This is a genomic window from Cupriavidus sp. WKF15, assembly GCF_029278605.1.
Taxonomy (GTDB): domain Bacteria; phylum Pseudomonadota; class Gammaproteobacteria; order Burkholderiales; family Burkholderiaceae; genus Cupriavidus.
The window spans coordinates 377,574-395,767 of sequence record NZ_CP119573.1 but is presented as its reverse complement, the minus strand read 5'-3'; the positions used below and the strand labels follow the sequence as shown (position 1 = coordinate 395,767).

The window sequence follows — 18,194 nt, the reverse complement described above, 5'->3', positions numbered from 1 at the left end:
TTCCATGAAATTTTGGCATGTATCGTCTGTGCTCCCATAAGCCGGCGGTGAAAGATTGCGCAACTTGGCCGATCTGTCACGCCTGCAAGGAAGCTATCCGCAGACCGCGCAAGTTTCCCGCGGAATTCGCCTTCCGACTGGCGTAATCCACCATGCCCGGCCCGACTCGCGCTGCTCTGCCGCGAGGGGTTAACCCGAATTCTTGCCTTTCCCCTCCCACTCCTAAGATCAGTTCCTATAGAGAACGATGGTTCGCTATTAGAACAACGGGCGGGTTTGCCCAGTCGCTGACCCCAGCCGAATTCCATGCAAACGGAGACAACCGTGCCCCAATCCACCCCTGCCAAGGGCGGCGTCATCGACGTCCAGGCCCTGATCGACGAGCGGCCGTTTACCGGCTGCCAGTGGCTGATCCTGATCCTGTGCTTCCTGATCGTCGCGGTCGACGGCTTTGACACGGCGGCCATTGGCTATATTGCGCCGGCCCTGGTGCAAGACTGGGGTATCCAGAAATCCGAGCTTGGCCCGGTGATGAGCGCCGCGCTGTTTGGCCTGGCCTTTGGCGCGATCTTCGCCGGCCCGCTGGCTGACCGCGTCGGCCGCAAGCGCGTGCTGGTGCTTTCGGTCTTCTTCTTCGGTGTGTGCAGCCTGGCCACGGCCTTCGCGCCTAGCCTGGGCTGGCTGACGGCGCTGCGCTTCCTGACCGGCCTGGGCCTGGGCGCGGCCATGCCGAATGCGGTCACGCTGACTTCCGAATTCGCGCCGCAGCGCCGCCGTGCCGTGCTGGTCAACACCATGTTCTGCGGCTTTCCACTCGGCTCGGCGGTGGGCGGCTTCGTTGCGGCGGCGATGATCCCGCACTACGGCTGGCACAGTGTGCTGCTGCTCGGTGGTGTGCTGCCGGTCGTGCTGGCCGTGCTGCTGGTGTTGCTGCTGCCGGAATCGGTGCGCTACATGGTGCTGCGCAACTACCCGCTCGAGCAGATCGGCAAGGTATTGCAGCGCGTGACCGGTGCCGGAGCGGCGGCCGCAAGCTATGTCATTGGCGAGCAGGCTCCCGCCACCCGGTCGGCCATTGGCACCGTGCTGGCGCCGGGCTATCGCCTGGGCTCGGCCATGATGTGGGCCACGTACTTCATGGGCCTGGTCATCTTCTACCTGCTGACGAGCTGGATGCCCACGCTGATGAAGGACGCGGGCTTCTCGATCCAGCGCGCCTCGTTCCTGACCGCGCTGTTCCCGCTCGGCGGCGGCATCGGCACCATCGCCGCGGGCTGGTTCATGGACCGCTTCAACCCGAACAAGGTGATCGCGCTGACCTATGCGGTCACCGGCGCGCTGATCTACGCCGTCGGGCACGGTACCGGCAGCCAGCTCATGCTGGGCGTGCTGATCTTCCTGGCGGGCACGGCGATGAATGGCGCCCAGTCCTCCATGCCTTCCCTGGCGGCGGCCTTCTACCCGACGCAGGGCCGTGCCACCGGCGTGGCATGGATGCTCGGCATCGGCCGCTTCGGCGGCATCACCGGCGCACTGCTCGGCGCGGAACTGCTGCGCCTGCAGCTTGGCTTCGACATGATCTTCACGCTGCTGGCCGTACCTGCCTTCCTGGCCGCCATTGCGCTGATGGTGAAGCACTTCGGCGGCAGCCCCGCTCCGGCTGGCGAGCCGGGCAGGCGGCCCGTGGCCGCTCACTGAGCCGGCTGGCCGCGACGCGGAGCGCCCGGATGCGCCGCCGCCCGGATGCAGTCGGCCAACGCCTCCGCCATCGGCGTCAGGGTGCGGTCCTTGTGGCGCAGCAGGCCGACGGGCTCCTCGGTGCCCAGGGTGTCGATGGGCAGTGCCACCAGGCCGCCCTCGTCCATGGCCCGGCGCGTGGCCGACATCGGCGCCGCCCAGACACAGTCGCTCTGCTCGGCGAGCAGGCGTCCGAGATAGGCGTCCGAGGTCTCCACGCAGCCATCGGGCAGGCGCAGGCCGTGGCGGGCCAGCAGGCTTTCGGTGTTGTGCCGGGGGATCGAGCCCGCGGCGGCAATCACCAGCGGCCACGCCAGGCAATCGAGCAGCGTGGGCCGCGTGGTCGTCGCCAGCGCATGGCCGGGGCGCACCGCCAGCACCAGCGAATCGGGTCCCAGCGACTCGAACCACAGGCTTTCCATCGCGACCGGATCGTCCATGCGGCCGATCACGAGATCCAGCACGTCGGCCTTGAGCTGGTCGATCAGGTTGCGGTTCATGCCGGTGCGCACATCCAGGCCGACCTCGGGATAGGTGGCGCGAAAGCGCAGCACGGCATCGGTCAGCACGGCCGGCACCACGCTTGGCAGCGCACCCAGGCGGATACGTTCGTGCGTCTGCGCCGTTTCCCCCGTGACGCTGCCGGCGGCAGCGTCGATATCGGCCAGGATGCGCAGCGCATGCTGCAGGAAGCGCGTGCCCGCCGTGGTCAGCTCGGTGCCGGCACGCTGGCGCACCAGCAGCCGCGTGCCGGCCAGCTCCTCCAGTTCGCTCAGGGTCTTGGAAACGGCCGGCTGGGTCAGGCCGAGGCGGTCCGCCGCGCGTCCGAGGTGCTGGGTTTGCGACACCGCCACGAAGCAATAGAGATGCCGCAGGCGCACGCGGTTGCGGAAAATGTCCTGTGCGGCCTGCTCTTGCCGTTCCATATCAAAAATTCATCGTAATCAGCGAATAACTCAATTTACATGACTTTGTGTGTGTCTTAAAGTCATTCCACCCCTACAACACCGGAGACGAAGCAATGACCCGCCTTGCCCAGTACCGCCGCCCCTATTGGGACACCCAGCCCGAATACCGTTTCGACCCCTATGCGTCCACCGTGCTGCGCTCGCCAGCGCAGCCGCTGGTGCAGATTCCGCAGTCGCTGTCCGAAGTGACCGGCCCCACCTTCGGTGCCGAGTTCGTGCGCGCCGGCGACAACGACCTGACCGTCGGCAATGGCGGCGAGCCGCTCGGCGAGCGCATCCTGGTCACGGGCCGCGTGCTGGACGAGAATGGCCGCCCGGTGCCTAACGCGCTGATCGAGGTCTGGCAGGCCAACGCCGCCGGACGCTACACGCACAAGCGCGACCAGCACGATGCGCCGCTCGACCCGCACTTCTCCGGCGAAGGCCGCACGGTCACCGATGCCAACGGCCGCTACCAGTTCAAGACCATCAAGCCCGGTGCCTACCCCTGGCGCAACCACCACAACGCCTGGCGGCCGCAGCATATCCACTTCTCGCTGTTCGGCAATGCCTACGCCACGCGCCTGGTCACGCAGATGTACTTCCCCGGCGACCCGCTGCTGGCGTACGACCCGATCTTCAACTGCGTGCCCGACGAGAAGGCGCGCAACCGCCTGATTTCCACTTTTGACTGGGAGACCACGCAGCCGGAATACGCGCTGGGCTACCGTTTCGATATCGTGCTGCGTGGCCGCGATGCCACGCCGATGGAGTAAGAACATGCTGTACGCCACCGCTTCGCAGACTGTCGGCCCCTACCTGCATATCGGCCTGACCGGCCTGAACTGCGCCGACCTCACCGCTGACGCGCCGGAACTGGCCGGCCAGCGCATCATCATCGAAGGCCGCGTCATCGACGGCACCGGCGCGCCCGTGCCCGACGGGATGGTCGAGATCTGGCAGGCCAACCCGGCCGGCCGCTACCGCCATGCCGAGGACACGCGCGAACTGCCGCTGGTCGCCGGCTTCACCGGCTTCGGCCGCGTGCCGACCGCCGAGGATGGCTCGTTCCGCTTCGTCACCGTGAAGCCGGGCGTGGTGCCCGGCGCGGACGGCAAGCCGCAGGCGCCGCATATCATGGTGTCGGTGTTCATGCGCGGCCTGGTCAAGCATGTGGCCACGCGCATCTACTTCCCGGACGAAGCCGCTGCCAATGCCGCCGATGGCGTGCTGGCGCTGGTGCCGGCGGATCGGCGCGGCACGCTCGTTGCCAAGGCGCAAGGCAACGGCGCGCTGCGCTGGGACGTGGTGCTGCAGGGTCCGGGCGAGACGGTGTTCTTCGACATCTGACGCTGCGCGCATAATCGTGCCGTCGCCAATGTCGTGACGGCACACCCACTACGCCCCCATGCCAAGCTCGTCCCGCCTTACCGATCCCATGTTCGGCAGCCCTGCCGTGCTGGAGATCTTCACCGATGCCGGCACCGTGCGCTGCATGCTTGCCGTCGAAGCCGCGCTGGCCCGCGCCGAGTCGCGCTGCGGTGTCATTCCCGTGTCGGCCGCGACGGCTATCTCCGAAGTCTGCGCGAACGTCTCGGTCATCGACTTCGATGCGCTGGCGCAGGCCGCTGTCGCTGCAGGCAACCTGGCAATTCCTTTCGTCAAACAACTCACCGCCGCCGTGGCGGCGCGCGACCCCGAGGCCGCGCGCTTCGTCCACTGGGGCGCCACCAGCCAGGACATCATCGACACCGCGCTGGTGCTGCAGCTCGGCGAGGCCATGCCGAGCCTGCAGGCGAGCCTGCTGGCGCTTGGCAATGCCTGCGCCGGCCTGGCTGCGTCCCACCGCGACACGCCGATGGTCGGCCGCACCTGGCTGCAGCATGCCTTGCCCACCACGTTTGGCCTGAAGGCCGCCGGCTGGCTCGATGCGCTGCGCCGTGACCTTTGCCGGCTCGACGCGGCACGCGTTCAGGCCAGCGCGCTGCAGTTCGGCGGCGCGGCCGGCACGCTGGCGAGCCTGGGCACGTCCGCGCCGGCGGTGGCCCGCGAACTGGCCAGCGAGCTGAAGCTGGCCTTGCCCGCGCTGCCGTGGCATGCGCATCGCGACCGGCTGGTCGAGGTCGCCACCGCGCTTGGCATGCTGACCGGCTCGCTCGGCAAGATGGCGCGCGATCTCTCGCTGCTGATGCAGACCGAAGTCGCTGAAGTGGCCGAGCCGTCCGGCCCGGGACGCGGCGGCTCCAGCACCATGCCGCACAAGCGCAACCCGGTGGGCTGCGCCGCCGTGCTGACCGCGGCCGTGCGCGTGCCGCCGCTGGTGGCGACGATGCTGTCGGGCATGGTGCAGGAACACGAGCGCGCGCTCGGCGGCTGGCAGGCCGAGTGGGACACGCTGCCGCAGATCGTGACGCTTGCCGCCGGCGCCTTGCGCCAGATGGGTGAGGTGGTGTCGGGCCTGCAGGTGGATGGCACGCGCATGCGTGCCAATCTCGACCTCACGCACGGCCTGATCCTTGGCGAGGCGGCCATGCTCGAACTCGGCGGCCGCATCGGCCGGCTCGAAGCGCACCATCTGGTGGAGCACGCGTCGCGCCGCGCGGTAGCGCAAGGCATCACGCTGCGTGAAGCGCTGGCGCAGACGCTCAGCGAGAATCCCGCGCACGCAGGCCTGCTCGACGATGCCACCCTCGACCGCCTGGCCGACCCGGCCAACTACGCCGGCCAGTCCGCCGCCTTCGCGGATGCCGCCGTGCAGGGCTGGCAGGCTGCGCTCGCGCAGCGCCTGGCCAGCTGATTGCGTCACCCCTTCATACAGGATTCCAAGGAGACCGCATTGCCCTATCTCGACCACGCCGGCGCCCGGCTCTTCTATACCGTGGATGGCCCCGACAATGCACCGGCCATCGTCTTCTCCAACTCGCTCGGCACCGACCACACGATGTGGCAGCCGCAGGTCGATGCGCTGGCGGGACGTTTCCGCATCGTGCGCTATGACACGCGTGGCCACGGACGTTCCAGTGCGCCCGGCGATGCCTTCACCATGGACCAGCTGGGCGGCGACGTACTCGCCATCCTCGACGCGCTGGGCATCGAACGGGCCGCGTTCTGCGGCGTGTCGATGGGCGGCCTGACCGGCATGTGGCTGGGCGTGCATGCGCCCGAGCGCTTCCCGAAGATCGTGCTTGCCAACACCGCCGCAAAGATCGGCAATGCCGAAGGCTGGAATGCGCGCATCGACAGCGTGCTGCGCGACGGCATGGGCATCATGGTGGAACCGTCGATCGAGCGCTGGTTTACGCCCGAGTTTGCCGCCACGGCTAGCCGTGCGCTGGATCCGCTGCGCGCCGTGCTGGCCGCGCTCGATCCGCGCGGCTATGCGGCCAGCTGCGCCGCCGTGCGCGATGCCGATTTCCGCGAGGCCGTGCGCACGATGCGCGTGCCGGTGCTGGTGATCGCGGGCAGCCACGACCCGTCCACCACGGTGCAGGAGGGCCGTGACCTGGCCGCGGAGATCCCCGGCGCGCACTTCGTTGCACTGCCGGCCGCGCATATCTCCAACTTCGAGCAACCAGGCCGCTTCACCGCCGCGCTGCTCGATTTCATCCTGGGCCGCCTGCCCGTCACCGATGATCACGCCCGCTACGAAGCAGGCCTGTCGGTGCGGCGCGAGGTGCTCGGCAGCGCCCACGTGGACCGCTCGCTCGCGCACCTGACGCCGCTGAACGAGGAGTTCCAGAACCTGATCACGCGCTATGCGTGGGGCGAGATCTGGACCCGCGAAGGCCTGCCGCGGCACACGCGCAGCCTGCTGACCATCGCGATGATGGTCGCGCTGAACCGCGCCGAGGAACTGAAGCTGCACCTGCGCGCCGCCGCCAACAATGGCGTGACGCGCGACGAGATCAAGGAAGTGCTGCTGCAAACGGCCATCTACTGCGGCGTGCCGGCCGCCAACTCGGCATTCCACATGGCCGAGGAAGTCTTTGCCGCCATCGACGAGGCCAACCGCAGGCCGCAGGCCTGACCCGTCCTGGCGCGCTCTAGCGCGTCGCGAACGCCGGCAGCCGGGCGCGCCCCGACTGCCGGAACGCGGTCGGCGTCTGCCCGACCTGCTTCGCGAAGAAGCGCGAGAAGTAGGCCGCGTCGGCAAAGCCCAGCGACAGCGCGATGTGCTTCACCTCCAGGTCGCTGAACAGCAGGTCGCGCTGCGCCTGCGCCAGCACCCTGGCGTGGATCATCTGCAACGCGGACTGTCCGGCCATCTGCCGGCAGATCCGGTTGAGCTGCGTGGCCGTGATGCCGATGTCGCCGGCATAGTCGCCAATCTCCCTCTGTTCGCGATAGCCCGATTCCAGCAATTGCTGGAACTGCTGGAAGTGCCGCGCGGGCCGGCTGCTGCTGCGCGCCGCGGCCGGCGCCGCGGCATCGGCCAGCCGCGCAATGCCGATCAGCACCACGGTCAGCAGCGCTGACAGCGCGGCGCCGCGCCATGCGGACACGCCCTCCATTTCCCCGCGGAACAGCGCCAGCGCATCGGCCAGCGCGTCGCTGCGCTGCACACGGTCGTGGCGCGGGTGCTCGAACAAGGGCAGCGTGTCCGGCACGCCGGCCAGCAGCGTGCGCAGGTGGCTGTCGGTCATGGTCACGACGATGCCGTCCGTATCGGGCCGGAACACGAAGCCGTGAATGTGCTGCGGCGGCACCATGACCAGCGAGCCGCTGCGCAGCGCTTCACGCCGCTCTTCCAGCAAGGCTTCGCCACCGCCCGCGTGGATGTACAGAATTTGCAGGAAGCGCTCATGCCGGTGCGGCTGGATCTCCCAGCCGTGCAGCTTGCTGCGCTGCGCAATCGATTCGAAATGCAGCTGGTCCAGCAGTGGCTCCGATGAACTGGTGCCGTACAGCGAATAGGTGGGAACGAGCTTCACGACGCATCAGTGTTTACCAGAGATGTTCGGATTGTCCTGTTCTTGGTTCGGTCTGTCCATTCCGGAAAGCACCCCTGGCCGCTATCTTTCCTACCATCAAAACAACGCATACGGAGACAAGCCATGCGCACCCAGGTCGCCATCATCGGCGCCGGCCCCGCCGGTCTTCTGCTCGGCCAGTTGCTTACTCGCTCGGGCATCGACAACATCATCGTGGAACAACGCAGCCCGGACTACGTGCTTGGGCGCATCCGCGCCGGCATCCTGGAAAGCGTGACCGTCGACGCGCTCGAGCGCGCGGGGGTTGCGGCGCGGCTGCATGAGGAAGGCCTGCCGCACGATGGCATCGAGCTGTCGTTCAACGGCCAGCGCCATCGCATCGACCTGCACGCGCTGACCGGGCGCAGGGTGACGGTGTACGGCCAGACCGAAGTCACGCGCGACCTGATGGCCGCGCGCCAGGCGGAGGGCACCACGACGATCTATGAGGCGTCCGACGTGAGCCTGCACGGCTTCGACGGCACGCGGCCGCTCGTACGCTATCGCAAGGACGGCGTCACGCATGAGATCGAATGCGATTACATCGCGGGCTGCGACGGCTTCCACGGCGTCAGCCGGCAGAGCGTCCCGGTCGCGTCGACGAAGTTGTTCGAACGCGTCTATCCGTTTGGCTGGCTTGGCATTCTGTCGGACACGCCGCCGGTTGCCGACGAACTGATCTACGCCGGCCACGAGCGCGGCTTCGCGCTGTGCAGCATGCGTTCGAAAGCACGCAGCCGCTACTACGTGCAGGTGCCGTCGACAGAGCGCGTCGAAGACTGGTCGGACGAGCGCTTCTGGGATGAGCTGCGCAGCCGGCTCGACCCGCAGGCCGCGCAGTCGCTGGTGACCGGCCCTTCGATCGAGAAAAGCATCGCGCCGCTGCGCAGCTTCGTATGCGAGCCGATGCGCTTCGGCCGGCTGTTCCTGGCCGGCGACGCCGCGCATATCGTGCCGCCGACCGGCGCCAAGGGCCTGAACCTGGCCGCGAGCGATGTGCTGTACCTGGCCGACGCGCTGGCCGCGCGCTATCGGCAGGACGACCCGCGCGAACTCGACGGCTATTCGGAGAAATGCCTGCGCCGCATCTGGAAGGCTGAACGCTTCTCCTGGTGGATGACATCGCTGCTGCACCGCTTCCCCGATGCCGATGCGTTCTCGTCGCGCATCCAGCAGGCCGAACTCGACTACCTGGTCAGCTCCGAGGCCGCCTGCAAGGCGCTGGCCGAGAACTACGTCGGGCTGCCGTACTGAGGTGCTCCCGCGTCGGACAATACCGCGCCGATCATGATCACCGCAGGGCTGGCCAGTCCTGGAAAGGTCTCAAGATTGCGCAGCGACACCAGGATGGCCGCCTGCTCGCAGGCACGCTGGCGTTGTGCGGCGCTGGCACCAGCCAGGGGCTCGTCGACGTGCCGGCGTGCGGGGCTGGCAATCCGCACCCACGGGCCGATGAAGTCCTTGCCGGCAGACGTTCGATCTCGTGCATGCCAGCGGGCTCCCGGAGTTGACGGTGCTATTGCACCAGCGGACTGTCGGCGCCTTCCAGCTCGATGCCGGTAATGCTGGCCCGGCCGATCAGCAGGCTCGCGTACTGCTTCCACGCGCGATCGCGCGCAGCGTCCGACAGCGCACGCGCGATGTCCGCGCGCACTACGTCGAAGGGCAGGCGGTTGCCGCCGCAGCGGTCGAGCACGCGGACGATATGCAGCCCGAAGCGGGTCTCCACGAGCTGGGGCAATAAGCCCTGTGCTTGCGCGGAGAAGACCGCGCGTTCGAATTCCGGTGCAGTCTCGCCGCGGAACACACGGCCCAGGCGGCCACCGCCTGCGCCGCTCGGGCAGTTGGACAAGGCGCTGGCGTGGCTGGCGAAGGTCGACGGATCGCCCTTGACCAGCGCGAGCGTCTGCTGCGCGACCTCGCGCAGCGCGTCGAGCGGCACGCGCGGCGTGACCTGGAACAGGATGTGCTCGACCTCGACCCATTCGCCTTCGCAGAAGCGGTCGGGCCGGCTGTCGTAGTGGCGGCGGCAGCTGCTCTCGTCGGGGTCCGGCACGGGCGCCTCCTGCGCGAGCAGCGCCTGCGCCAGCGCGTCGTCGTCCATATCGCCGCGCGCAATGCCCAGGCGTTCCGCCTCCGTGCGCATCAGGCGGCGCAAGATGGCGGATACCGTTGCCATCTGTGCCGGGTTGCGCGCGTCGCGGTGGTGGTCCATTTCACGTTCGATGTCGGCGTCGGTCAGTTCTACGCCATTGACGGTGACGGGCATGGTGTTCTCCGGTTTCGATGCGCGCGGCTCAGCGGCTGCGCACGAGTTGCCAGGCGCGGCCTAGGTAGCCCACCGAGGCGAAGCCGCTCCACACGTGGACCAGCCGCGTGAACGGGAAGATCACGAACAGCGACATCCCCATGAATAGGTGCACCTTGAACAGCAGCGGGGCATCGGCCACGAAGCTGGCCGCATCGCCGCGCAGCGTCACGATGTGCTGCGCCCAGGTCATCAGCAGCACCATCATGTGACCGTCCATATGGCTGGCGGATTCGAAGATGGTGGACAGGCCCAGCAGCAGCGTGACCAGCAGCCACAGCAGCAGCACCTTGTCGCCGGCGCGGGTTACGGCCGAGACGCGCGCGTTGGTCAGGCGGCGATGCAGCAGGATCAGCAGGCCGGCCAGGCACATGGTGCCCATCACGCCGCCGGCGGTCATCGCAACGGCCTGCTTGAAGCTGTGCGAAACACCGAGCGCGTCCCACACGGCCACCGGCGTGAGCAGCCCGACCAGGTGGCCGAAGAACAGGCCCAGGATGCCGACGTGGAACAGGATGTTGCCCGTGCGCAGGTTGCCGCGGTAGAGCACCTGGGAGCTGTCGGTCTTCCAGGTGTACTGTTCGCGCTCGAAGCGCGCCAGGCTGCCGAACAGGAAGATGGCCAGCGCGATATACGGGTAGATGCCGAAGAGGAATTGATGGATCAGGTTCATGGTCGTCACCTTGGCGTTCTCAGCAGACGGATGCCACCGGCGCGCGCTGCGCGGTGCCACGCGGGTAGAACTTCACGGCGTGCGCGCCGGTAGCGGGCCCGAGCAGCGGCTCGACGCCGTCGGCACCGGGGCCGAAGGTTTCGAGCGCTTCATCCATGTCGCGCACGGGCGGCTCCTGCTGCGGTTCGGGCTGCACGTCGGTCAGCGTGCACAGCACCGTGAAGATGCCGGCATACGGGCTTTCGTTGCGCGCGAGCCGGCCACCTACGGCGGCCAGCACATGGATGGCATCGCCAAGCAGCTGCTCGGCGCGTGCGTCCTTGCCGTCCGCGACGAGCGCGCCCAGGTACTCGAGGAACAGCGGCACGTAGTCGGGCAGCTCGGCCGCCGTCGGCTCGAAGCCGTCGCGCCGGTATTCCTCGATCAGGTCGACCATGGCCTGTCCGCGGTCGCGGCTTTCGCCGTGGACGTGCTCGAACAGGTGCAGAGAATGCGCGGGATTGCGGTCGAACGTGGCGACGTAGTTCTCCTGCAGCGAGATCAGTGTTTCGCCGCGAAGCAGGTGCATCAGCGGCGCGAGCATGTCGCGCGCCTGCGGCCATTCGGCAAGGGCCTCGCCGATCTCGGGCAGGCTGTCGAGCAGGGCCTCCTCCGGGTAGCAGAGCAGGGCGCTGAGGATAGGGTAAAGGGGCATGTCGGTTCTCCTGTCTGGTCAGCCTGCGAACGCCTTGCGCGAACGCGGCAGGGCCGCGTAGGCAATGGCTGGCTTCGGCTTCTTGCCGAACAGCGTGCCTTCCGAAGTGCCGCCCGAGCAGCCGTTGCCGAAGGTGAAGCCGCAGCTTGCCTTGTCGCTGAAGCTGTCCTCGACCATTTCCTTGTGCGATGACGGGATGACGAAGCGGTCTTCGTAGTTGGCGATGGCCATGGTCTGGTACATGTCTTCGACCTGCGCCGGCGTCAGGCCGACCTGCTCCAGCACGGCCAGGTCCTGTTCGCCATCCACGACCTGCGAGCGCTTGTAGGCGCGCATCGCCAGCATGCGGTCGAGCGCGGACAGCACCGGCATCACGTCGCCCGCGGTGAGCAGGTTGGCCAGGTACTTCACGGGGATGCGCAGGCTCTTCACGTCCGGAATCACGCCGTTCATGCCCATGTGGCCCGCCTCGGCGGCGGACTGGATCGGCGACAGCGGCGGGATGTACCAGACCATCGGCAGCGTGCGGTACTCGGGGTGCAGCGGGAAGGCGACCTTCCATTCGCACGCCATCTTGTAGACCGGCGACTTGCGCGCGGCATCGAGCCAGCTCTGCGGAATGCCCTGGCGGTGCGCTTCGGCCTGCACGGCCGGGTCGTGCGGGTCGAGGAACACGTCGAGCTGCGACTGGTACAGGTCGCGTTCGTCGGCCACCGATGCCGCTTGTTCGATACGGTCCGCGTCATAGAGCATCACGCCAAGATAACGGATGCGGCCAACGCAGGTTTCCGAGCACACGGTGGGCTGGCCGGCCTCGATGCGCGGATAGCAGAACAGGCACTTCTCGGCCTTGCCGCTCTGCCAGTTGAAGTAGATCTTCTTGTACGGGCAGCCCGAGATGCACATGCGCCAGCCGCGGCACTTGTCCTGGTCGACCAGCACGATGCCGTCGTCCTCGCGCTTATAGATCGAGCCCGACGGGCACGATGCCACGCAGGCCGGATTCAGGCAGTGCTCGCACAGGCGCGGCAGGTACATCATGAAGGTGTTCTCGAAGGTCGAGTACATCTCCTTCTGCACGTCGTCGAACAGCTTGTCGCGGCCACGCGAGCTGAATTCGCCGCCGAGGTCGTCTTCCCAGTTCGGACCCCATTCGATCTTTTCCATCTTGCGGCCGGTCAGCACCGACACCGGACGCGCGGTCGGCGGGGTCTGCACCAGCGGTGCCTTCTGCAGGTGCTCGTAGTCGTAGGTGAACGGCTCGTAGTAGTCGTCGATCTGCGGCAGGTTCGGGTTGGCGAACAGGTTCGCCAGGATCTTCAGCTTGCCGCCCTGGCGCGGTTCCAGGGTACCGTCGGCATTGCGCTTCCAGCCGCCCTGCCACTTGTCCTGGTTCTCCCATTCCTTCGGGTAGCCGATGCCGGGCTTGGTTTCGACATTGTTGAACCACGCGTACTCGATGCCGTCACGGCTGGTCCACACGTTCTTGCAGGTTACGGAGCAGGTATGGCAGCCGATGCACTTGTCTAGGTTCAGCACCATGGCTACCTGGGCACGGATCTTCATTCTCAGGCTCCTTCCTTCACAGTTTCCACGAGCGGCCCTTCCAGCCAGTCGACCTTGTTCATCTTGCGCAGGATCACGAACTCGTCGCGGTTGCTGCCGACGGTGCCGTAGTAGTTGAAGCCGTAGGCGAGCTGCGCGTAGCCGCCGATCATGTGCGTGGGCTTGGTCACCGCACGCGTGACCGAGTTATGGATGCCACCGCGCATGCGGCTGGTTTCGGCACCCGGTACGTTCACGATCTTTTCCTGGGCGTGGTACATCAGGCACATGCCCTGCGGCACACGCTGCGACACCACCACGCGGCCGGTCAGCGTGCCGTTGACGTTGAACACTTCGACCCAGTCGTTGTCGCGGATGCCGTTGGCCTTGGCCTCGACTTCCGAGATCCATACGTGCGGGCCGCCGCGCGACAGCGTCAGCATGCGCAGGTTGTCCGAGTAGGTGGAGTGGATGCCCCACTTCTGGTGCGGCGTGATCCAGTTCAGCACCAGCTCCGGGTTGCCGTTCGGCTTCTTGCCGAGCATCGGGCTGACCGTCTTGGTGTCGATGGCCGGCTTGTACACGGCCGAGCCTTCGCCAAAGTCGAGCATCCAGCGGTGGTCCTGCCAGAACTGCTGGCGGCCGGTGAGCGTGCGCCAGGGGATCAGCTCATGCACGTTGGTATAGCCGGCGTTGTAGCTGACTTCTTCCGACTCCAGCCCCGACCATGTCGGCGCGGAGATGATCTTGCGCGGCTGCGCCTGCACGTCGCGGAAGCGGATCTTGTCGTGCTCGCGGCCCTCGGCCAGGTGCGCATGGTCGCGGCCGGTGATCTTCGACAGCGCATCCCACGCCTTCACGGCGACATGACCGTTGGTCTCGGGCGCGAAGGTCAGGATCATCTCGGCGGCGTCGATCGCGGTTTCCAGCTTCGGGCGGCCGTGGCTCACGCCGTGCTCGGTCACCGTCTTGCTGAGTTCGCCGATGTCCTTGACCTCGTGCTTCGTATCCCAGTTGATGCCCTTGCCGCCGTTGCCCATCTTGTCGAGCAGCGGGCCGATCGAGGTGAATTTCTTGTAGATGTCCGCGTAGTTGCGCTCGACCACGGTCATCGACGGCGCGGTCCTGCCGGGGATCAGGTCGCACTCGCCGTGCTTCCAGTCCTTCGGTTCGAACGGCTGGCCGAGTTCGCCCGGGGTGTCATGCAGCAGCGGCGTGCAGACCAGGTCCTTGCGCGTGCCGAGGTAAGGGCCGGCGATCTCGCTGAATGTCTTCGCGATGGCCTTGTAGATCTCCCAGTCGGTCTTGCTTTCCCACAGCGGCTGCACGGCTTCGGACAGCGGGTGGATGAACGGGTGCATGTCGGATGTGTTGAGGTCGTCCTTCTCGTACCAGGTGGCCGTGGGCAACACGATATCGCCGTACAGGCAGGTGGTGCTCATGCGGAAGTCGAGCACGGTCAGCAGGTCGAGCTTGCCTTCGGCGGCCGGGCGGACCTTGACTTCGCTCGGCTTGATGGCGTCGTCCTCGTCGCCGAACACGGCGTTCTGCGTGCCGAGCAGGTACTTGAGGAAATACTCGTGACCCTTTCCCGAGCTGCCCAGGATGTTCGAGCGCCACACGAACATATTGCGCGGGAAGTTGGCGGGGTTGTCCGGGTCGTCGCAGGCGAACTGCAGGTTGCCGGACTTCAGTTGCTCGACGGTGTACGCAACCGGGTCCTTGCCGGCGCGCTCGGCCGCATCGACCACGTCGAGCGGGTTGGAACCGAGCTGCGGCGCCGACGGCAGCCAGCCCATGCGTTCGGCCTTGGCGTTCAGGTCCAGCAGCGACAGCTTGCCGTACTTGTTCCGGTCGGCGGTCGGCGACAGGATTTCGTCGACGCCGAGCTTCTCGTGGCGCCACTGGCTGGTGTGGTTGTAGAAGAACGAGGTGCCGTTCATCTGGCGCGGCGGGCGCGACCAGTCCAGCCCGAACGCAAGCGGTGCCCAGCCGAACTGCGGACGCAGCTTTTCCTGGCCGACATAATGGGCCCAGCCGCCGCCGCTCTTGCCGATGCAGCCGCACATCATCAGCAGGTTGATGATGCCGCGGTAGATCATGTCGTTGTGGTACCAGTGGTTCAGCGCCGCGCCGACGATGACCATGCTCTTGCCCTGCGTGCGGTCCGCGTTGTCGGCGAACTCGCGCGCCACCTGGATGACCAGCTTCGGCGGCACCGAAGTGTGCTTCTCCTGCCAGGCGGGCGTGTAAGGCACGTCATCGTCATAGGACGTGGCCACGTTCGGGCCGCCCAGGCCCTGGTCGACGCCGTAGTTGGCCAGTTGCAGGTCATACACCGTGGCAACCAGCGCGGTGGTGCCGTCGGCCAGCGTCACGCGGCGGGCCGGCACGCGGCGGCGCAGCAGCGCGTCGTGCTCGCCGCCGAAGTACGCGAAGCCGACTTCGGCCACTTCATCATGGCTGCCCAGCAGCGACAGGCGTGGGTCGATGTTGCGGCCGCTGCCGCCGTCCTTCATTTCCAGGTTCCAGCGGCCGACCTTCTCGCCGCCGTTGTGCGCGCCCTCGCCCCAGCGGAAGCCGATGGAACCATTGGGCGCGACGATATCGCCGGTCATGTCGTCGACCAGCAGGGTCTTCCAGTCCGGATGGTTGGCTTCGCCGAGGTTATCGGCCAGGTGCGAGGCACGCAGGAAGTGGTCGGGCACCAGCGTGCCGTGGTTGTCGCGCAGCAGCACCAGCATCGGCATGTCGGTGTACTGCTTGATGTAGTCGCGGAAGTAGGCGGACTTGCGGCTGACGTGGAACTCCTTGAGCACGACATGGCCCATGGCCATGGCGAGCGCGGCGTCGGTACCCTGTTTCGGGGCAAGCCAGATGTCGCCGAACTTGACCATCTCGCCGAAGTCGGAAGACACGGCCACGGTCTTGGTGCCCTTGTAGCGGACCTCGGTGTAGAAGTGGGCATCCGGCGTGCGTGTCTGCGGTACGTTCGAGCCCCACACCATCAGGTAGGTGGAGTTGTACCAGTCGGCCGACTCGGGCACGTCGGTCTGCTCGCCCCAGATCTGCGGGCTCGCCGGCGGCAGGTCGCAGTACCAGTCATAGAACGACAGGCAGGCACCGCCGAGCAGGCTCAGGTAGCGCGCGCCGGCGGCGTAGGACACCATCGACATCGCCGGGATCGGCGAGAAGCCGATCACGCGGTCCGGGCCGAACTTCTTGACGGTGAAGGCGTTGGCGGCCGCGATGATCTCGGTCGCGGTGTTCCAGTCGGCGCGCACGAAGCCGCCCTGGCCGCGCACGCTCTTGTAGCGCCTGGCCTTCTCGGGGTCCTGGCTGATCGATTCCCAGGCGGCGATCGGGTCCATGGTCTTGCGGGCCTCGCGCCACATCTCCATCAGGCGGCCGCGGATCATCGGGTACTTCACGCGCTGCGCTGCATAGACGTACCAGCTGTACGAGGCGCCGCGCGGGCAGCCGCGCGGCTCATGGTTGGGCAGGTCGGGGCGGGTGCGCGGGTAGTCGGTCTGCTGGGTTTCCCAGGTGATCAGGCCGTTCTTCACGTACACCTTCCACGAGCACGAGCCCGTGCAGTTCACGCCGTGCGTGGAGCGCACGATCTTGTCGTGCTGCCAGCGGCTGCGGTAGCCGTCTTCCCACTTGCGGTCTTCATTCACCACCGCGCCGTGCCCGTCCGAGTACGTGGACTTGACGCGCGACATGAACTTCAGTCGATCCAGAAAGTGACTCATCTCTTGTTCTCCGCGAATGCTAGCTGCTGGCGGCACACGGCCGTTGCAGGGACACTCGTAGCTTATGGGGGAGGCATGTGCGCGCCAATTCGCTGGTGGAACAGGCCGCGCGGTGCGTTCGGGCTAGTCGGCGGGGGCCGGCCTAGTTCTGTCGAACTAGGCCGGCCGGCAGGATCAGCAGGGCATGGCCGCATTGCGGCGCGCGTAGCACCACCACGTCACCAGCACGCAGCTCACGTAGAAGGCGATGAAGCAGTACAGCGCGGCGTCGGCCGAGCCGGTGAGCTCCAGCGAGGTGCCGAAGCTCTTGGGGATGAAGAAGCCGCCATAGGCGCCGATCGCGCCGGAGAAGCCGAGCACGGCGGCCGATTCCTTGCCGGCTTCCTGCAGCGCCTGCTTCTGCGCGAGGTCGCCCTTGCCGGCGGCGGCGCGCTGGCGCTCCGTGAGGAAGATCACCGGGATCATGCGGAAGGTCGAACCGTTGCCGATGCCGGTCAGCGCGAACAGCGCGACGAAGGCGGCCAGGAAGGCCGGGAAGCTGCCTGCTGCGCCATCATGCGGCAGCGCGGCCAGCACGGCGAACACCGCGACGATCATGCCGACGAAGGTCCATAGCGTCACGCGGGCGCCGCCGAGCTTGTCGGAGATCCAGCCGCCCACGGGGCGCGTCAGCGCGCCGACCAGGGGCCCCAGGAAGGCATAGGCGGTCGGGTTCACACCCGGGAACTGCGACTTGGTCAGCAGTGCCAGGCCGGCCGAGAAGCCGATGAACGAGCCGAACGTGCCCACGTACAGCCAGCACATCAGCCAGTTGTGCTTGCGCTTGAAGATGATGGCCTGGTCGGCGAAGGAAGCCTTTGCGTCGGCGATGTCATGCATGCCAAACCACGCGGCCAGCGAAGACACCACGATGAACGGCACCCAGATGAAGCCTGCATTTTGCAGCCAGAGGCTCTGCGTGGCGCCGCCTGCCTGGTATTGCTGGGGATCTCCGCCGAGCGTGCCAAACACTGCCAGCGATACGACGAGCGGGGTGACGAACTGCACCACCGACACGCCCAGGTTGCCGATGCCCGCGTTCAGGCCCGTGGCCAGCCCCTTCTTCGCCTTCGGGAAGAAGAAGCTGATATTGGCCATCGACGAGCTGAAGTTGGCGCCGCCCAGCCCGCACAGCAGCGCGAGCGCGAGCAGCGTCGGGTAGCTCGTGGACGGGTCGCGCAGCGCGAAGCCCATGCCGAGCGCGGGAATCAGCAGCAGCGCGGTGGAGATCGCGGTGAAGCGCCGGCCGCCGAACACCGGCACCAGGAACGAGTAGAAGATGCGCAGCGTGGCGCCGGACAGCGCGGGCAGCGCGGTCAGCCAGAACAGCTGGTTCTTGGTGAACTGGAAGCCGGCGCGGTCGAGGTTGACCGCGACCACGCTCCACAGCATCCAGACCACGAAGGCCAGCATCAGTGCGGGGATCGAGATCCACAGGTTGCGGTAAGCAATGCGTTCGCCGGTGTCTTGCCAGAACGAAGTGTTCTCGGGCTCCCAGCGCGTTAGTACGGAGGTGGACATGACAG

At 67.0% G+C, this 18,194-nt stretch carries 14 protein-coding genes and 1 pseudogene; 6 read left to right on the top strand and 9 right to left on the bottom strand.

Going from position 1 to position 18,194, the window contains the following annotated elements; all coding sequences use genetic code 11:
- Positions 1 to 324: 324 nt before the first annotated feature.
- Positions 325 to 1,698: an aromatic acid/H+ symport family MFS transporter gene (locus tag CupriaWKF_RS19150; RefSeq protein WP_276102348.1), complete on the top strand. Its 1,374-nt coding sequence runs from the start codon at positions 325 to 327 to the stop codon at positions 1,696 to 1,698.
- Here the strand turns inward: CupriaWKF_RS19150 and CupriaWKF_RS19145 are convergent.
- The gene (locus tag CupriaWKF_RS19145; protein WP_276102347.1) at positions 1,692 to 2,663 is read right to left on the bottom strand and encodes a LysR substrate-binding domain-containing protein; all 972 of its coding nucleotides are present in this window, start codon (positions 2,661 to 2,663) and stop codon (positions 1,692 to 1,694) included. The genes CupriaWKF_RS19150 and CupriaWKF_RS19145 overlap by 7 nt on opposite strands.
- A gap of 95 nt (positions 2,664 to 2,758) precedes the next feature.
- Between CupriaWKF_RS19145 and pcaH the strand changes: the two genes are divergently transcribed.
- The 4 genes from pcaH to pcaD all read left to right on the top strand — a co-directional run bounded on the left by pcaH (position 2,759) and on the right by pcaD (position 6,711).
- Positions 2,759 to 3,460, top strand: a complete 702-nt coding sequence (pcaH, locus tag CupriaWKF_RS19140) for a protocatechuate 3,4-dioxygenase subunit beta (protein WP_276102346.1) — start codon at positions 2,759 to 2,761, stop codon at positions 3,458 to 3,460.
- A gap of 4 nt (positions 3,461 to 3,464) precedes the next feature.
- On the top strand, positions 3,465 to 4,034 hold the full coding sequence (gene pcaG, locus CupriaWKF_RS19135) for a protocatechuate 3,4-dioxygenase subunit alpha (protein ID WP_276102345.1): 570 nt from the start codon (positions 3,465 to 3,467) through the stop codon (positions 4,032 to 4,034).
- A gap of 88 nt (positions 4,035 to 4,122) precedes the next feature.
- On the top strand, positions 4,123 to 5,481 hold the full coding sequence (locus tag CupriaWKF_RS19130; RefSeq protein ID WP_276103323.1) for a 3-carboxy-cis,cis-muconate cycloisomerase: 1,359 nt from the start codon (positions 4,123 to 4,125) through the stop codon (positions 5,479 to 5,481).
- A 39-nt stretch (positions 5,482 to 5,520) separates the two neighbouring features.
- Positions 5,521 to 6,711 (top strand): 3-oxoadipate enol-lactonase, encoded by a 1,191-nt coding sequence (gene pcaD / locus CupriaWKF_RS19125; RefSeq protein WP_276102344.1) that lies wholly within the window; start codon positions 5,521 to 5,523, stop codon positions 6,709 to 6,711.
- Positions 6,712 to 6,727: 16 nt separating this feature from the next.
- On the opposite strand, the gene CupriaWKF_RS19120 is transcribed toward pcaD, so the two are convergent.
- Positions 6,728 to 7,615: a helix-turn-helix domain-containing protein gene (locus CupriaWKF_RS19120; protein ID WP_276102343.1), complete on the bottom strand. Its 888-nt coding sequence runs from the start codon at positions 7,613 to 7,615 to the stop codon at positions 6,728 to 6,730.
- 123 nt (positions 7,616 to 7,738) lie between these two features.
- On the opposite strand from CupriaWKF_RS19120, the gene pobA reads away from it, so the two are divergent.
- A complete protein-coding gene (gene pobA, locus CupriaWKF_RS19115; RefSeq protein ID WP_276102342.1) occupies positions 7,739 to 8,908 on the top strand; it encodes a 4-hydroxybenzoate 3-monooxygenase in 1,170 nt (389 codons plus the stop codon).
- A 59-nt stretch (positions 8,909 to 8,967) separates the two neighbouring features.
- Here pobA and CupriaWKF_RS19110 read toward each other — a convergent pair.
- From CupriaWKF_RS19110 to CupriaWKF_RS19080, 7 genes and pseudogenes are all read right to left on the bottom strand, one after another.
- Positions 8,968 to 9,114 (bottom strand): annotated as a pseudogene (locus tag CupriaWKF_RS19110) (carbonic anhydrase); the annotation flags it as partial.
- A gap of 56 nt (positions 9,115 to 9,170) precedes the next feature.
- Positions 9,171 to 9,923 carry a peptidylprolyl isomerase gene (locus CupriaWKF_RS19105; protein WP_276102341.1) on the bottom strand — a complete coding sequence of 251 codons (753 nt, stop codon included), beginning with the start codon at positions 9,921 to 9,923 and terminating at the stop codon, positions 9,171 to 9,173.
- 28 nt (positions 9,924 to 9,951) lie between these two features.
- Positions 9,952 to 10,635: a respiratory nitrate reductase subunit gamma gene (gene narI / locus CupriaWKF_RS19100; protein ID WP_276102340.1), complete on the bottom strand. Its 684-nt coding sequence runs from the start codon at positions 10,633 to 10,635 to the stop codon at positions 9,952 to 9,954.
- 19 nt (positions 10,636 to 10,654) lie between these two features.
- Positions 10,655 to 11,329, bottom strand: coding sequence for a nitrate reductase molybdenum cofactor assembly chaperone (gene narJ, locus CupriaWKF_RS19095; RefSeq protein WP_276102339.1), 675 nt, complete (start codon positions 11,327 to 11,329; stop codon positions 10,655 to 10,657).
- An 18-nt stretch (positions 11,330 to 11,347) separates the two neighbouring features.
- Positions 11,348 to 12,895 (bottom strand): nitrate reductase subunit beta, encoded by a 1,548-nt coding sequence (gene narH, locus CupriaWKF_RS19090; RefSeq protein WP_276102338.1) that lies wholly within the window; start codon positions 12,893 to 12,895, stop codon positions 11,348 to 11,350.
- A 2-nt stretch (positions 12,896 to 12,897) separates the two neighbouring features.
- The gene (locus CupriaWKF_RS19085; RefSeq protein WP_276102337.1) at positions 12,898 to 16,629 is read right to left on the bottom strand and encodes a nitrate reductase subunit alpha; all 3,732 of its coding nucleotides are present in this window, start codon (positions 16,627 to 16,629) and stop codon (positions 12,898 to 12,900) included.
- A 174-nt stretch (positions 16,630 to 16,803) separates the two neighbouring features.
- Entirely contained in the window at positions 16,804 to 18,189 is a 1,386-nt protein-coding gene (locus CupriaWKF_RS19080; RefSeq protein WP_276102336.1) for a NarK family nitrate/nitrite MFS transporter, read from the bottom strand.
- Positions 18,190 to 18,194 lie beyond the last annotated feature (5 nt).

Coding starts and splice junctions, on each gene's coding strand:
- pcaH (WP_276102346.1), top strand. CDS start 2,759: ATGACCCGCCTTGCCCAGTACCGCCGCCCCTATTGGGACACCCAGCCC.
- narI (WP_276102340.1), bottom strand. CDS start 10,635: ATGAACCTGATCCATCAATTCCTCTTCGGCATCTACCCGTATATCGCG.
- CupriaWKF_RS19080 (WP_276102336.1), bottom strand. CDS start 18,189: ATGTCCACCTCCGTACTAACGCGCTGGGAGCCCGAGAACACTTCGTTC.
- pobA (WP_276102342.1), top strand. CDS start 7,739: ATGCGCACCCAGGTCGCCATCATCGGCGCCGGCCCCGCCGGTCTTCTG.
- CupriaWKF_RS19085 (WP_276102337.1), bottom strand. CDS start 16,629: ATGAGTCACTTTCTGGATCGACTGAAGTTCATGTCGCGCGTCAAGTCC.
- CupriaWKF_RS19145 (WP_276102347.1), bottom strand. CDS start 2,663: ATGGAACGGCAAGAGCAGGCCGCACAGGACATTTTCCGCAACCGCGTG.
- narH (WP_276102338.1), bottom strand. CDS start 12,895: ATGAAGATCCGTGCCCAGGTAGCCATGGTGCTGAACCTAGACAAGTGC.
- narJ (WP_276102339.1), bottom strand. CDS start 11,329: ATGCCCCTTTACCCTATCCTCAGCGCCCTGCTCTGCTACCCGGAGGAG.
- pcaG (WP_276102345.1), top strand. CDS start 3,465: ATGCTGTACGCCACCGCTTCGCAGACTGTCGGCCCCTACCTGCATATC.
- CupriaWKF_RS19130 (WP_276103323.1), top strand. CDS start 4,123: ATGTTCGGCAGCCCTGCCGTGCTGGAGATCTTCACCGATGCCGGCACC.
- CupriaWKF_RS19105 (WP_276102341.1), bottom strand. CDS start 9,923: ATGCCCGTCACCGTCAATGGCGTAGAACTGACCGACGCCGACATCGAA.